10 protein-coding genes and 1 tRNA gene are annotated in these 15916 nt (G+C 56.0%); 8 read left to right on the top strand and 3 right to left on the bottom strand.

Going from position 1 to position 15916, the window contains the following annotated elements; all coding sequences use genetic code 11:
- The first annotated feature begins 63 nt into the window (after positions 1-63).
- Positions 64-609, top strand: coding sequence for a heme NO-binding domain-containing protein (locus BXY66_RS03915; protein WP_132858864.1), 546 nt, complete (start codon positions 64-66; stop codon positions 607-609).
- Positions 609-1988, top strand: a complete 1380-nt coding sequence (locus tag BXY66_RS03920) for an ATP-binding protein (protein ID WP_132858865.1) — start codon at positions 609-611, stop codon at positions 1986-1988. The genes BXY66_RS03915 and BXY66_RS03920 overlap by 1 nt, the downstream gene beginning before the upstream one ends.
- Before the next feature lie 134 nt (positions 1989-2122).
- On the opposite strand, the gene trpA is transcribed toward BXY66_RS03920, so the two are convergent.
- Together trpA and BXY66_RS03930 are read right to left on the bottom strand one after the other, a co-directional pair.
- Complete coding sequence (gene trpA / locus BXY66_RS03925; RefSeq protein ID WP_132858866.1) at positions 2123-2914, bottom strand: tryptophan synthase subunit alpha; 792 nt, start codon at positions 2912-2914, stop codon at positions 2123-2125.
- Positions 2915-2993: 79 nt separating this feature from the next.
- Entirely contained in the window at positions 2994-3407 is a 414-nt protein-coding gene (locus BXY66_RS03930) for a VOC family protein (protein WP_132858867.1), read from the bottom strand.
- A gap of 96 nt (positions 3408-3503) precedes the next feature.
- On the opposite strand from BXY66_RS03930, the gene ychF reads away from it, so the two are divergent.
- From ychF to BXY66_RS03960, 6 genes are all read left to right on the top strand, one after another.
- Positions 3504-4601, top strand: coding sequence for a redox-regulated ATPase YchF (ychF, locus tag BXY66_RS03935; protein ID WP_132858868.1), 1098 nt, complete (start codon positions 3504-3506; stop codon positions 4599-4601).
- 190 nt (positions 4602-4791) lie between these two features.
- Complete coding sequence (locus BXY66_RS03940; RefSeq protein ID WP_132858869.1) at positions 4792-5337, top strand: ATP-dependent zinc protease family protein; 546 nt, start codon at positions 4792-4794, stop codon at positions 5335-5337.
- Between the two features lie 2 nt (positions 5338-5339).
- Positions 5340-6872: a UUP1 family membrane protein gene (locus tag BXY66_RS03945; RefSeq protein WP_132858870.1), complete on the top strand. Its 1533-nt coding sequence runs from the start codon at positions 5340-5342 to the stop codon at positions 6870-6872.
- Positions 6872-7828: an alpha-L-glutamate ligase-like protein gene (locus tag BXY66_RS03950; RefSeq protein WP_132858871.1), complete on the top strand. Its 957-nt coding sequence runs from the start codon at positions 6872-6874 to the stop codon at positions 7826-7828. Before BXY66_RS03945 ends, BXY66_RS03950 begins: the two co-directional genes overlap by 1 nt.
- Before the next feature lie 89 nt (positions 7829-7917).
- On the top strand, positions 7918-8934 hold the full coding sequence (locus tag BXY66_RS03955; protein ID WP_132858872.1) for a glycosyl transferase family 90: 1017 nt from the start codon (positions 7918-7920) through the stop codon (positions 8932-8934).
- 126 nt (positions 8935-9060) lie between these two features.
- Positions 9061-9150, top strand: a tRNA-Ser gene (locus tag BXY66_RS03960).
- A 1008-nt stretch (positions 9151-10158) separates the two neighbouring features.
- On the opposite strand, the gene BXY66_RS03965 is transcribed toward BXY66_RS03960, so the two are convergent.
- Positions 10159-15519, bottom strand: coding sequence for an Ig-like domain-containing protein (locus tag BXY66_RS03965; RefSeq protein ID WP_132858873.1), 5361 nt, complete (start codon positions 15517-15519; stop codon positions 10159-10161).
- Positions 15520-15916 lie beyond the last annotated feature (397 nt).

A 15916-nucleotide genomic window follows, 5' to 3' on the forward strand; every position in this document is an offset into this window, starting at 1 on the left:
GGTCCGTTAACGTCTCTGACGTAATCTGCCCTTAGTTTAGTGAGTTTTTTGTTGGAGGTCCTGATGAAGGGCGTTGTGTTTGTGGAGTTGATCCGCATGGCCGAATCCGTCATGGGCGAAGAGGCCGTTGATGACATCCTCGATACCATTGATCTGGAAACCGACGGGGCCTTCAGCACTGTTGGAAACTACCCTTGCAGCGAATTGCTGCGTTTGGTTGGTGCTTTCGGAACGCATCTGGATGCACCCGTGGATGCCCTCCAGGTGCAGTTCGGGCATTGGATGTTTGGCCGCTTTGTCGAGAACTACCCGGCGTTCTTTGCCAATAAGACCGATGGTTTTGACATGCTCGACTCCATTGAGAACGAGGTGCACGTCGAGGTACGTAAGCTATATCCCGAAGTGGAATTGCCGACGTTCGCAACGGATCGTCCGGCAGAGGGGCAATTGAGAATGGTCTATTCCTCCGAGCGCCCGCTACAGCATTTTTGTCGAGGCATGCTGGAAAGTTGTATGGATCATTTTGGTCATACCTACACGGTCGATATGGTGGACAAGTCTTCTGACAGCACCCACAGCGCGGAATTCCTTGTCCAGAAGGTCGCCTGATGTATCTCGGGGACAAGGTCGGATCAGGTGCCGAAATGGTGTCGCGCCGGCGATATTTGCGTGAAAGGAAGGGCCGCGAGGAGGCCGAGCGACTGCTGGAAGGCAAAAGCCGAGAGCTTTACGAAGCCAACCAGCGACTGACCAAGCTCGCGGAAACACTGGAAACCGCGGTGCATGAACGCACGGCCGAATTGGAAACCGCTCGGGTCGCGGCGGAATCTGCGAACGAGGCGAAGTCCGTCTTTCTGGCGTCTATGAGCCATGAAATCCGGACGCCGCTCAACGGCATTCTCGGCATGGCTCAGGCGCTCGATGACAGCGGGCTGACTGTCGAGCAAAGCCGTCTCGTGAGCGTGCTGGGTGACAGTGGACGTTTGCTTCTCTCAATCATCAACGACGTGCTGGATATCTCCAAAATAGAGGCGGGGAAATTTGATCTCGAGACAATTCCTTATTCTCTGCCCGAGTTGGCACGGGTCTTGCACCAGCAACACGCCAAACGTGCTGCGGACAAAGGGTTGCGATTTGACGTGGAAATTGATCCTTCGGCACAGGTCATGGCCGAAACCGATCCGACCCGTCTACAGCAGGTGGCCGGTAATCTACTGTCAAACGCGATCAAGTTTACCGACAGCGGTCACGTGTCTCTCCGTATGTCCCTCAGCCGCGGAACTGGCGACAAAGCATGGCTGGAAATTGTGGTCAGTGACAGCGGTCCGGGCATTCCGCGATCACAGCAGACTCGCCTGTTTCAACGTTTCAATCAGGCGAACGCCTCGGTGACCCGCCTGCACGGAGGTACAGGGCTGGGTTTGGCGATCTCACGGCGGATTTGTGAACTCATGGGGGGCACCATCAGCGTCAAAAGCGAAGCAGGGCAGGGCGCAGTCTTCCGCGCCAGAATGCAGGTCGTACCGCTGCATGACCGCACGCCGGCCAGCCCGCTTAAAAACTCTGACAGAGCTGCTGTGTCGCTGGAGGGGTTGAAGGTTCTGGCCGCGGAAGACAACAAAACCAATCAGCTTGTGCTGCGGGCCATGCTCAAAAAGACCAGGGTCGATCTGACTATCGTTCCCGATGGGAAGAAAGCGGTGGAAGCCTGGACCGAAGGCCAATTCGAAATGGTTCTCATGGATATCAATATGCCTGTGATGGACGGGCTTGAGGCGACGCGGGTCATCAGAGAGGTGGAAAAGGCTAACATGAAGGAGGCCATCCCTATCATCGCGGTGTCCGCTAATGCGATGGTGCATCAGGTCGCGGACTACCTGTCTCAGGGTATGACCGGACATGTGGCAAAGCCTGTCAGCCGGTCGGTACTCGTCGAAGCTATGGTCAAAGCTCTGGAGGACAAGCGCAGTCGGGGAGCGGAACCCTGAGGTCGGGTTTAAGCGTCAAGAGAGCGGCGCCAATTGTCCGTAAGCTGGACATGCGGAATTGGCGTGCGCGCACACTCGGCCAGACTGCGCTGCGGCGGCGCGTGTTGCGCCAATCGGGAGGAGGAACCCGAGATCTAGGCGGAATGCGCGCCGTCAGCCAGTGATTTCACAAAGGCAAGCACTTCGTCGACCGGCTTGCCGGCTCCGATTTGGCTAACGATGGCAGACCCAACCACAGCGCCGTCAGCCACTGAGGCGATCGCTTGTGATTTAGCAGGCGTGTTGATGCCAAAACCCACGATCACCGGCAGATCGGTGGCCGCCTTGATGCGGGCCACCTCTGGACCAACGTCGGTGGCCTGTGCTTCTGCCGCGCCGGTGATGCCGGTAATGGACACATAATACACGAAACCCGATGTGTTCTGCAGTACCTTGGGCAGGCGTTTGTCGTCGGTTGTCGGCGTCGCAAGGCGAATGAAATTCAATCCAGCTGCCTGCGCCGGAATGCAGAGTTCCTCGTCTTCTTCCGGTGGTAGGTCCACAACGATCAAACCATCGATGCCGGCCGCTTTGGCATCGTCCAGAAACCGGTCAACGCCGCGCGAGAAAATCGGATTGTAATAGCCCATCAACACAATGGGTGTCGTGTCGTCTTCTTTGCGGAATTCGGTTGCCAGATCGAGCGTGCGTTGCAGGGTCATGCCGCCATCCAGCGCACGTTGGCCGGCAAGTTGAATGGTCGGTCCGTCCGCCATCGGATCCGTAAACGGCAATCCGAGTTCGATGACGTCAACGCCCGCGCCGGGCAATCCTTTAACAATTTCCAACGAGGTGTCGTAGTCGGGATCACCCGCCATCACATAGGCTACAAAAGCCTTTTTGCCTGCGGCGTTCAATTCGGCGAATTTGGCGTCGATACGAGTCATTTCGGGCATCCCTCAACAAAGTGCTGCGGCAGGGATGCCTGTTTCGCGCCGGAAAATCAATGCCACCCGTTATCGGGCGTCAGGCTTGCTCGTCCGGTGCGACTCCGATCATCCAGTTCGTGCCAAATCGGTCGCGTACCATGCCGAATGCCCTGGAGAAGAATGTGGGGGCGTAAGGCATGGTCACATCGCCACCCTCGGCAAGCGCAGCAAAGATCTTCTGTCCGGTTGCTGCATCCGGCACCGGATGGTTGACCGAAACCGATTCCATCGGCTTCGCCGGCATCCCGGGCGGAAAATCGGACGCCATGAGGCACGCCTCGCCAAGCATTATGTGCCCGTACATGATGCGGTCAGACGCCGGCAGTTGCTCGCTGTCCGGCGCGTCTTTATATGGCATCAAGGTGAGGTCCGTTGCCCCAAATAGGTCTGCATAAAAGGTCAGAGCCTCGGCGCATTGTCCGTCAAAATTGAGGTAGGGATTGAATGTCATGTCGCTGGTCCTCCTGTGAACCAGAATAACACGCGGCTTGCACCGCGCCCAAACTCTGCATAAGAGCAGCGTCAAAGCTGTGACAGGAGACCGGCCATGGGTTTCAAGATGGGTATTGTGGGTTTGCCGAATGTGGGCAAGTCGACCTTGTTTAACGCGCTGACCAAAACCGCTGCGGCGCAGGCGGCGAACTTTCCGTTCTGCACGATCGAGCCCAACGTGGGCGAAGTCGGCGTACCGGATGCACGTCTTGATAAGTTGGCGGCAATTGCTCAATCCAAACAGATCATCCCGACCCGGATGACGTTTGTGGACATTGCCGGATTGGTCAAAGGCGCATCCAAAGGCGAAGGTCTTGGCAACCAGTTCCTTGCCAACATTCGGGAAACCGATGCGATTGCCCATGTGCTTCGTTGTTTTGAGGACGGCGATGTGACCCACGTGGATGGTCGCGTAGATCCTGTCGCCGATGCTGAAACCATCGAAACCGAACTGATGTTGGCCGATCTCGAAAGCATCGAGAAGCGACTCCAGGGAATCGTGCGCAAGGTGCGCGGCGGTGACAAGGAAGCTGTCCAGCAGGAGCGCCTTCTGAAGGCGGCGCAGGCAATGTTGGAGGATGGCAAGCCGGCGCGGCTGGTCGAGGTCGATGACGAAGACGCCAAAGCTTGGAAAATGCTGCAACTTCTGACGACAAAGCCGATCCTGTATGTTTGCAACGTGGGCGAAAGCGAAGCCGCCGAAGGCAATGCGCACTCCGCATCTGTGGCAGAAATGGCCGCCGCGCAGGGCAACAGCCACGTGATTATCTCGGCACAGATCGAAGAAGAGATCAGCCAGCTCGAAGATGACGAAGCCGAGATGTTTCTTGGCGAAATGGGACTGGAGGAAGCCGGTCTGGATCGTCTGATTCGTGCGGGCTATGAGTTGTTGCACCTGGAAACCTACTTCACGGTCGGACCCAAAGAGGCGCGGGCTTGGACCATTCGTCAGGGCACTTTGGCACCTCAGGCCGCGGGCGTGATCCACGGTGACTTTGAAAAGGGTTTCATCCGCGCCGAAACGATTGCTTATGACGACTACATCGCTTGCAACGGCGAAAGCGGTGCCAAAGAGGCGGGCAAAATGCGCGCTGAAGGCAAAGGGTACGAAGTGCAAGACGGCGATGTCATGCATTTCCTGTTTAACACCTGATACCCGGCTTCGCCGGACCTGGTTCGGACGGAAAATGGATTACGGCTGCGATCAGAGATGATCGCGGCCGTTTTTGTTTTTCGACCTCGATGACAGCGGGCATTTGAAGAAAAAGGTGAGCACACGAAAAATTGTGCTATAGCTAGAGGACTTTAGACGATTTCCTTTTAACAGTGCGGAGTAGCTCACCTTGGCACGATTGGTCTTTTTGCTCGTAATTGGTCTGTTGTTTCACGCACCTCAAGGCGTCGCCGACGAGGTTCCCAAAGTCGTCAGGCTGGAGGACAAGCTTGAGGTCGGTGACCTTCTGGTGATCGGTGAAGCGGAAATGTTCTCCCTGCCGGAACTCGATAGTGTTTGGCCCGCGCGCATCGACAGCGGTGCCACAACGACCTCGCTGCATGCGGTTGATATCGAAGAGTTCGAGCGGGATGGCAAACCCTGGGTGCGTTTCGTCGCGCGCAACGAAGAACTCGACAAGAGTATCGAAATGGAGCGCCCAGTCGTCCGTGTAGCCTTTATTACGCGGCGCGGCGGAGAACCCGATCAACGCAGGCCGGTGGTCGAAATGGCGTTGCAGGTCGGACCTCTGGTGCAAACCGTCGAAGTCAACCTGACCGACAGAACCGACTTTACCTTTCCGCTTTTGATTGGCCGGAATTTTCTAAGCGGCGTCACACTGATTGACGTCAGCCGCGCCTATTTGCACGGCACCAAAGAAGAAATGGAGCGCTGATCATGTCTGCAAAACAACAATTGCGCCTGATGGTGGCGGTGCTGCTGCTCGTGGGTTTCGGTGTCGCCGGCTACAAGCACTTTGTTCTGGGGTTCCCGATCACGCCCGGCGAAAAAGAGAACGTATGGACGCTTCAGGCGCAGATTACCTTTGAGGCGCAGGATGAGCCCGTTCGTGTGGCTCTGAACCTGCCGGACATGACACGCGACGTTTATGTTGTGCCACAAGGCTTGGCGCCTCCCGGGTACGCCTACCACATCGAACAATCCGGCGGACCGCGCGTCGGGGTCTGGGAGACCCGCAAGCAAAGCGGTCCCCAGCGGCTGTTTTTTCGAGCCCGTGTCTACAAGGGTGGCGGCATCTTACCGGATTTGCAGCCTCCTTCCGGCGACCCCGCAGCAGAGCCGTTTGCCGATCCCGAGGCTGACGTAGCCGATGCGCTTCTGGAGGAAGCATATTCCTTCTCTGCGGATCAGGTCGGGCTTGGCCTTCGCCTGGCGGAAACACTCTGGGAGGATGCGGGCAGCGACTATGTTCAAGCTCTTTTAGGAGACGAGCCAAAGGTGGCAGACCGCGCCGCCATGACGGTCAGATTGCTTCGGTCTGCGGGCGTGCATGCCCACGAGTTGCGCGGCATCTATCTTGAAGAAACCAGTCGAAGTCTGTCCGTGTCGCGTCTGATTGAACTCTGGGATGGTGAAAGCTGGAGAGTAATCGTTCCGGTGGCGCAGACGGTTGGCATGCCGTCAGACTTCGTTCCGTTCGCCCGTCAGGATGAGCTTCTGTATGAAGTGTCTGGCGGCAGTGGTTCAGAAATCGTGTTCAGCGGCATCGTTGATCGCGTGTCGTCCCGTGAATTGGCTGTACAGCTGGGCCGTGAAACCGGGGCAGGATTGGTCGATTTCTCCATTCTCGCGTTGCCAGTGGATGTGCAAAACACCTTTGCTACCTTGCTGCTTATTCCCATTGGCGCACTTGTCGTTGTGGTTTTGCGCAATCTTGTCGGCCTTCAGACGTCGGGGACTTTCATGCCCATTCTGATTGCGCTTACATTTGTGCAAACAGAATTGATCGCGGGTCTGTCATTGTTCCTGATTGTTGTCGGCGTCGGCCTCGTGATCAGGGGGTACCTGACGTCGCTTAACCTGCTCCTTGTGCCTCGAATAGCGGCTGTGCTGATCGTGGTCACAGGGCTCTATCTCGCGCTTTCGGTTGTCGGCTTCAAACTTGGCGTCACCGCAGCCTTGTCGATCACGTTCTTCCCGATGATCATTATCGCTTGGACCATCGAACGCATGTCGGTACTGGCCGAAGAAGAAGGAATGCGGGACGTGTTGGTGCAAGGCGGCGGTTCCCTGTTTACGGCGATCGTGGCCTATCTCCTGATGACAGACAGACAGGTTGCGTATCTGACATTCGCGTATCCGGAACTCCTGCTGGTGGTGCTCGCCCTCATTTTGGTGATCGGTCAATATACCGGTTATCGCCTCAGCGAGCTGCGCAGATTTGAACCTTTGACGCGGGAGGACACCTGATGCGGCTGGCTGCCCCCTGGAGCCTGCGTCGCGCAGGGATCGTTGGAATGAACCGGCGCAACGTGGAACTGATCGCCCAGAACAACCCTCGCGTGCTCTTTCCTTTGGTGGATGATAAGCTCAAAACCAAGGCACTGGTTCTGGCAGAAAAGCTGGCGGCACCCAAATTGCTGGGCGTCGTCCGCCAAACAGGTCAGATCCGTGAATTGCAGGCATTTCTAAAGCCGTTCGAAAGCTTTGTGATCAAACCGGCCCAAGGGTCGGGGGGCAAAGGTATTCTGGTCATCACCGAGCAGCGCGATGGCGTCTATGTAAAACCTTCGGGCGCTGAAATCGGCTTCGATGAAGTGGCCCGTCACATCAACAACACCCTTTCCGGTCTGTTTTCTCTGGGCGGCAAGAACGACGTCGCGATGATCGAGGCGATGATTGATTTTGATCCGGTGTTTGACGGTTTTTCATTTGAAGGCGTGCCTGACATTCGGGTGATCGTCTACAAGGGGGTTCCGATCATGGCGATGACGCGCTTGTCGACCGCCGCATCTGACGGCAAAGCCAACTTGCACCAGGGCGCAGTAGGGGTCGGTTTGGACATCGCCACGGGGCGCTCCAACCGCGCCGTTCAATACAATCGTCCTGTGCTGCTACACCCCGATACAGAGGCCGACCTTGCCCAGATCGCTGTCCCACGCTGGGAAGAAATCATTCAGCTCTCAGCGCAGTGCCAGAAAGCCGTCGGGCTTGGATATATGGGGGTCGATGTGGTGCTGGATCGGCAAAGTGGTCCACAGGTGCTCGAGTTGAACGCCCGCCCCGGACTGGCGATTCAAGTGGCAAACGGACAGGGCATGCAGCCCCGGATTGCTGCAGTGGAAGCGCTTCTGGCTGGCAATGATGTTTCGCCTGATCCGAAATGGCGTGCCGAATGGGCGATGAACACCTTCAAGGCGGCCTGATCGCCGGTCCCTGTCCAATGGTGTCCACACATCCCGCTTGATTTCGTCCGCCCGTCTGGCATGGTCGGCTCCGACCGACGGCGATCAATATGCACGCCGTTATGCAGGACCGGATGATGAGCCTTTACTACAGTTATATTTCCCGCAGTCGTGGGTTGACGTTTTTCACCGGATACGATGTTCCCCCACCCGATTTCAAAGTGCGTTTCAGCGATGAAATTGCCTGTCAGTTCGATGGTGTTATTGAACGCCGTAAAGGCGGCTATGATATTGTCTTTCAGAAAAAATCGGTAGGAAAAGGCTTGGGAGCGCGCATGGGCGGACGTCGCGCGATGTCCTTCCTGTATTATTTGAACAAGGCTTCTGCTGATGTGGAACGCTTGCCGTTCCATTTCTCTGACGGACACGAGCTGAGCCTTGGCGGCTTCTTCTTTTCCTCATACCGCGAGGATGCGGCTCTCGTGCCGGACCAGTATTTCTTTGAGGCGCAAGGCTTTGAGGAGATGCGCGACCGGATTGAAAGCGAAGACGTCGCATGGGGCAGCCGCAGTTCCGATCTGGTCTGGCGTGGCGGAGTAAATGGCCTTGGTTGGCTGAGCGGGCAGGCGTCCTTGGCCACACATCCGCTTTTGCAGCAACGATTGCGATGCGCTTGGTTGTGCAAGGATAGTGAAATCGATTTTGGCTTCTCAGCAGGTGTTGCCCAGCCACATGACCCGATAATCGCGAAGGCCGGTTTGAACAGACCGCGGGTCGAGAACATTTCCTGGTTTGGCCGGAAGTTTGCTATCGACATCGACGGTTACTCGAATACTTGGGACAACCTTTTCCACCGGATGTTGATGGGTTGCTGTGTGCTCAAGATCGCTGGCGACTATGGGTATCGCCAGTGGTACTATGATCGCCTGTTGCCATGGGAACACTTCGTCCCGGTCGCGGCAGACCTGAGCGATCTGTTTGAAAAATACGATTGGGTTCGCGCAAATGACACGCGGGCAAAAGAGATCGCGCAAAACGCCCGCGCACTCGCGCTGTCGATGACATTTGAAAATGAGGTGAAGGTCGCTGCCCGGAATATCGAACATAACTGGCAGCGGCTCTCGTAGGCACATGCCTCGGCCGATGCGGGTCTGACGGCCCAAGGATTGCGGCTCGGGGTGTACGCAAATTTGCGCCCAAATCTCGTTTTTTGCACTTGTCCTTCCTGTCACAAGGCTGATACACGCGTCGGCGGAGACGTGGCCGAGTGGTCGAAGGCGCTCCCCTGCTAAGGGAGTAACGGGGAAACTCGTTCGAGGGTTCGAATCCCTTCGTCTCCGCCACTTTCACATAGTGTCGTGAATTCAATGGCTTGACCCCGTGCGGGTTTCCTTTCCGTAACAGTTCACCGAAGCGATTTTGCGGCAGTTCGGAACTGAACGTGAGGCACTTCTGGATTGCCTTTCCAGCGCTGGCTCAGCTGTGAGGTTTTTCTGAGAATTGGTTTGGGATGTGAGAGACCCAGCGACCGGCCGTTCTGAATACTTATACAGACAAAGCACAGAGCCTTTCTGTAATCGTTTGGCGGTGTGGGGTGCTTCGGATTCTGGGAGGGGCCGTAACGGTGCTGAGCGTTGCGCGGTGGCACGCAGGGCGGCAAACGCTTTGCTGGTAACTTTAAGTGGTTTTCGAACAGATCAGGCCTTCGGCCCGAGCGAGACCGCCTTTCGCGCTTTATGCTCGCCATTCGGGCTTGTTGGGCGCAGTCGAGTCTCGCAGGCCGCTTCGCGGCCAAGAACTTTCGATTGGATATGCCTGCCTTTAGGCAAAGTTCGGGGCAGCGCTTGTCCGAGCAAACTGCAAACGAGTGGGTGCCCAGCGCATTGGACGAAGAAACGGGAGCCAGTCATGTTGATATTGGGAAAATCGATGCGACGAAAATCGCAGCGCCGCTCAGTTAACGGATTTCGGGACAAAATGAACGCATCACCCACTCTTGGTAAATCTACCTAAGGCGGCTCAATGAAAAGACGGTGGATGCCGACTTGACCAACATTCGCGCGTTCGGAAAAGCTCTGGGAGGCAAGCCGTTTGAGCAGCCAACCCAGATCGGTGTGGCCGCATATCGCGATACCTTGATCGCGTTAAGCAAGTGGAATCCTTCCGCGGGAAGGCTGAGCAAGACGACGGTTCGCAAGCGGACATTCTCCACGCTCTCGCGGTCCCTGTGGCAGCGCCGCGAAAGCTGCCGTTCATCGATTGTCCCAGCCGCGCCTTCTACTCCTGCATCCCCGATCAGAACACGAACCCGTTTAATAACCCGCGTCGTCTCTTTGCTCGCGAAATCCGCATCAAATCAGGAAAACAGATGTCGTCGCGTCGTCGAAGGACAGTGCAAAATCCTGAGTTGTAATTGGCAGGTACTCCTCGACATCGATTACGTTGGAGTTGGTGGATTTCCAGGGACCCAGAGTCTTTGAGAAGTCCTCCTCGAGCACTCCAAAATCGATCCCGCCGCCAAAGCTGGCCTTGAGGATTTCCAGCCGATCAAACATCTCATAGACAATCTGAGCTTTGGTCTGAAACTGCGCCGTTGGGTCAAGTTCAAAACTGTATTCAAGCTGCCCATCCCCGTTCACGTCGTGGCTGGCGAGTGTGCCAACATCGATTGTGTCACCAAATTTGAACTCAAAGCGGTCGCCATCTTCGAGCACCAGCACCCCGGGTAAGGTTTCACCCGGTGTCAGGATATGGTTCTGCTGATAGCTGAGCCGGTTCACAAGATCGAGGTCCAAGGCCTCGAGCGACAGAAACGCGTAAGCCGCGTCTCCTTCCTCGCCGATCCCTTTTCGCAGATGCACAGGATTGGGCTTACCAGCAGCCGTCGCGATAATCCCATCCAAGTCCAGCGTAAAGTTTGCAAACTCTGTCTTGGCACCGGATGCAAGCGAAGCCGAATCAAGCTGTGTCGACGTCGAGTTAACTTGGGGCGCAGTCAGTGTGACCGTACCCAACTCGTTCGTGCCTTTGGTGAAGGTCTTGGTATAGTTGGTGCCATCCTTAGTCGCCAGCCCCTCAAGCAGGCTGAGAGTTGTTCCGTCGTAGGACACCAACTCAAGTCCCGGGAGGTTGACACCGATGTTCTGACTGCCGCCGATGTTGAACTCAGGCCCGGTCGTGGTGACGCCGCTCTTTAGATGCACATAGCCCCAGATTTTCGCATAGGCCGAAAGGTTGAAAACCAGGTTATTCAAAGCAGAAGAGAAGCCGAGTTCAGGCGAACCGGCAACGAAAGAGGAGTTGGCCAGATCCAGCATTGCCGACGTTTCAAACTGCACCAGATCGGTGACCTTGTTGTGAAAAATGTTCACTGATCCGTCGTACGTAACCCCACCCGAGGTGCCGCCACCCTCGGCGTAGACAGTGTTGGTCATGCCGAAGGTCGTGAAGGCATCAACTCCAATCGCGCCGGAAATATGGGTTTTTGCCCCAACCCCACCCGCGGTAAGGTTCGCGTATAGCAGCGTTTGGCTCTCATCGATGCCCGCACCCAGCGTTGCACCCAGACCAAAGCTGGCCTCGTGCCGCGTGTCTGCGGAACCGTTCTCCCAAATTGATTGGTCGGAGAAAGTGACCGTTTCCTCGAAAGTGTTGGTCGCGCTCTTCCAGCTGACATCAAAAGTACTGGTTGCAGTGGTGAATTTGTCTGGGTCGGTCGACGTGAAGTAGAGACCTGGCGTAAATGCAGTGACATTGGCACGGATTCCAAAGTCGGCTGGGGCACCGTCAGGGATGGTAACCAATACTCTTTGTGCCACGTTGTCGCCGACCCAACTGGTCGGAGAGAACGAACTCTGGCTTAGATATGACGACTGGTTGGGAAGCAGGTTTCCGTTGGAATCCACGACTTCGAGCGTAAGTTCGCGCAGGTTTTCACCGCTGCTCTCCAACGCACGAATGGCTGAAACGTCCAAGTAAAACTGATTGACCTCAGGCCCTTCGGAGACCTCAAAGCCAACCGAGATCGGGTCTGCCGTCCCGTCCACCAGAATGTCGACGGTTTGGGTTACGCTGGCTCCCGAAGCATCGTCAACTGTGACCTCAAGCGACGCCTTGCCCCAGAAATCCGGGTCCGGTGTAAATTCAATCGTCCCGTCGGGCAACAAACGTGCCGAACCGCCCACAGCGTCCGCGATACCTTTGATTTGGTGGCTGTCGCCAAAGTCAGGATCGATGACACCTCCCAGCGACAGGATCATCGGGCCCGCGTCTTCTTTGCCACCGGTGCCGGATATCCAGAAGCTTTCCGGCGCGTCGTTCACGCCTGTGGTCGAGATTTTGAACTCGGCAGTGTCGCTCAGCCCACCCGCGTCAGTGACCTTAACGACAATAGTCTCGGTCAATACCTCACCTGCAGCAGCGGTTACAAAAGCGTCCTGAGGCGAATAGATGACCTCACCCGTAGACGATTTTATATAGAACTCGCTCGCACCAAATCGCGCCGGGTTTTGATCAAAAAGAGTGTCTGAGGCAGCATAATCGATCGATATTATATGCGTGTCACCATAAACGATGTCCGGGTCAATAAACTGCAGGTCCAGAACGAACTCAGGCGCGGGAACCGAGGGGTCGATAATAATGTCATAACCGGATGCAACAGGCGCATCATTCACCGCCGTCACCGAGATCCCTGCCACGGCGCTGCTGGTCTCTCCATCCGGATCCCTCAGTGTGTAGGTGAAACTGGCTGGGCCGTTGTAGTTTCCATCCGGAGTAAACGTGACTGACGTGCCGTCCGCGCTCAACACGGCGCTGCCGTTTAGCACATTCGAGAGACCGATAATAACGAGCGCGTCGCCGTCCCCATCTATATCATTGCTCAACGGAGACAGAACGGTTGGCGTGTCTTCCACAACAAAGAAAGTGTCGGCCACAGCGATAGGGGCCACATTCTGCCCCGTGACAGTCACCGTTGCGGTTGCATTTGTTATGCCGCCATTGCCGTCAGAAACAGTGAAAATGAATGTGTCGGTGGCAATGGCGCCGTCCGCCAGGCCGCCAAACGCGCCGTTTGGATCATAGGTAAAGGTGCCGTCTGCGTTTTGTGTCACCGCCCCTTGAGTGCCGGTATCGTCGAAAGACAGTGTCAGACTGTCGCCATCAACATCGCTGAAGATCGGAGTGAGCTGGATTGTGCTCGTTTCCATTGTGCTGCCAGAAAGGGCTTGCAGCACTGGGTTGTCGTTTTGTGGCGAGACTTCGATGTCCACCTTTGCCCAGTCTTTTAACCCGCCCGCGTCAGAGACTTGATACTCGAGAAAAGTCGTCCCGCTCCAGTCAAGATCTGGCGTAAACAGTATCGACAACCCGTCGGCAGCGATCTTGGCTGTGCCGTTCTGCGGCGGGCGAAGGGCGACGATCGTAAGGCTGTCCCCTGTATCGGGGTCTGTGTCGTTGCCAAGAGGGGTGATGACAATCGGCTGGTCTTCATTGGTGGACACCGAGTCATCACTCGCGACCGGCGAGTCGTTGGCACCGTTTACCGTGATGTTGACGGTTCCTGTTGACGAAAGACCACCAAGGTCGGTGACCGTGTAAGTAAAGCTTTCAAGTGCCGTTTGCCCCGCAGCCAACCCTTTGAAGGCATCGCCCGGATCGTATGAAACTGCTCCGCCTTCACCCAGAGTCACGACCCCCAGCAAACCTGCCGTGTTAAGGGTGATTGTGTGCTCGTCATAGGCGTCAGGATCACCATAGGCACGCGGTAGTGTAAATGGGTTGAGATCTTCACCGTCCGCAACCAACGACGGCTCAAAATCCCCTAGGAGGAAGTTGACCCTCAAGCCCGCCTCGGTTTCGTCCGACAGATTGCCGACGTTCGGAGCGTCGTTCACGCCTGTGAACCCAACCTCGAGACTGCCCCAGGTTGCCGCGCCAAAAGCGTCCTGAACCAGGTATTCAAAAGTCACGCCGTCGTCGAAATTCCGGGCAGGCGTAAACAGGATGGACTGGCCATCCGGGGCGATTTCAGCTGTCCCGTTGGAAACACCACGCAGTGCGACGATCGTCAATGCGTCGCTCTCGGCATCCGTGTCATTCGCCAACGGAAAGATCCGAAGCGCTGTGTCTTCGGTGCCTGTCGTCGTTTCCTGCACAACCATGGGCGCGTCGTTGAGCCCGAGCACAGTGACATGAACACTTGCCTGCGACGTCACACCCTTGGCGTCGGTAACGGTATAGGTGAACAGCTCCTGTGCTGTTTCGCCCAGCCGGAGATAGTCAAAGGCGCCAGCTGGATCGTAAACGATTGTCCCGTCGAGTTGAACTGACGCAAGACCGGAAAGGCCCACTGTGTCCAGACTTATCGTATAGGGCTGAGAAGCAAGTGGACCGTCGATATCAGGTGTTATCGAAAGAGGGGTGTCTTCTCCGGTTTCGGCGTTGACGGCACCGGCAACGGTGCTTGGCATCGGAGACACAGGCATAAGTGGTGTGGCTTTGGTTACTGTGAAAACCACGTCCTGATAGTCTTGGTCGCCACCGTTTGTTTGATCTTCAAAACCAAGCGATAATCCAGCGCCGCCGGGCGCGACACCGGAGAGAACATGCTGCTGATTGCCCGGATTCAACTCAGGGCGAAAGCTGTGAAATACAGCGACATCCGTTTCAACACCATTTACCGTTAGCGTTGGCGCCGCGCTGTGGACACTTGAACCTGTAAACCCAAGTACGTCCTTAACCTCGAGCGCCTTTGCCCATTGGGCTCCGTCTTGCACAATGAAAAAGCCAAGCTGCATGCCAGCAGCGACACCTGAGATTTCAAAGCTCGTGTTCGCGCTGTCTTTGACACTCTCGGCGAGCAAGCGCACATTTGAAATCGTCCCATCGTCGGCGATCTCATAGACCCCCAACGTATTATCGTATCGTGCACCCATCTGTGCTTCGTTCAACGTCACCAGAAACGTGTTTGCCCCATCGCCGGTCAAGAAAGCTTGGTTTGCAACGCCGTTGATTGCGCCCGGAGCAACCCTCACGCCCTCACCAAGGGCTGGCAGAAACGTTTCAAAAGTCACCTGGGTGTTCAGCCCATTCGCGACTGCCATGAAATCGCCGGTCGAAAAGTCTCCCAACATGGTCAATGTGCTGTCGGCGGTCCCGTCTCCATCGGCATCGAGCTCTAGCTCCGCGGCTTCAAAACTCGCGGAAATGCCGCTGATGCTTGCATGTTCTTGCAAAACGACGATCCGATCTTCGAGCGCGAAGTCGGTTATTGTGTCGCCATTTAAATCGTGGAGTGTGCCTTGCAACGCATCTGGTCCGCCGTTGAGCGTTACAGTGTCGGCGCCAAAGCCTGAGGCTATTGTGTCGGCGTTGTTGCTACCAACTAGCAATTCCGAAAGGTTGTTGACTGTGATCCTAAGAGACTGATCAACTGTGAAGCCGCGGTCATCGGTGGCGCGAACTGTAATTGCGTGGCTGGCCGCGCTTTCGAAATCAAGAGCCTTCCCTGGGGCGACACTGAGCGTGTTTCCTGAAATCGCAAACAGGCCTGATGAATTGGCAGAGAGGCTCACTGTGTAGGTGTCGCCAAGCGATGGATCGACGACGTTCAGAGATCCAACAATCGCCGCTCTTTCGTTCTCGTCCACCATTGATTTTGTAAGAACAATCGATTTCTGCGCTACCAAAGCTTCCGACCGTGTAACCTTCATTATCCACTCAAACTCAATTTTCTGAAAAACGCTTAATAGTTAACATACAAAACAAAAAATCAACCATTATCGAGTTTGCGCACAATGGAGTGCCGGAGGACGCGTTCGTTGGTCTCAGAGCGCGAATTTGATCTCCAATCGCGAAGTCGCTCCGCATGCCGACAATCCCGCCAACGGCGGCTTTGGGCCGATCTGGTGTTTTTGCGGATCGGGCGGATTCCTGTCATTCTCTGCATTTGCGAATGCTGAGCTTCAGCTTGGCCAAAGCGGCCATTCATACCCTGTCAGAGCGGAACCCGCTTGCTGCGCGGTGCATCAAGGTCTGCAGCTCGCAGAAAGCGTGCTTTGCAAAGTCGCGCGAACGGCTTATTGCGCACATTCGTAACCGCCACGCGCT

Origin of the sequence: Shimia isoporae (genome assembly GCF_004346865.1) — a bacterium.
In the GTDB taxonomy this organism is placed as follows: domain Bacteria; phylum Pseudomonadota; class Alphaproteobacteria; order Rhodobacterales; family Rhodobacteraceae; genus Shimia; species Shimia isoporae.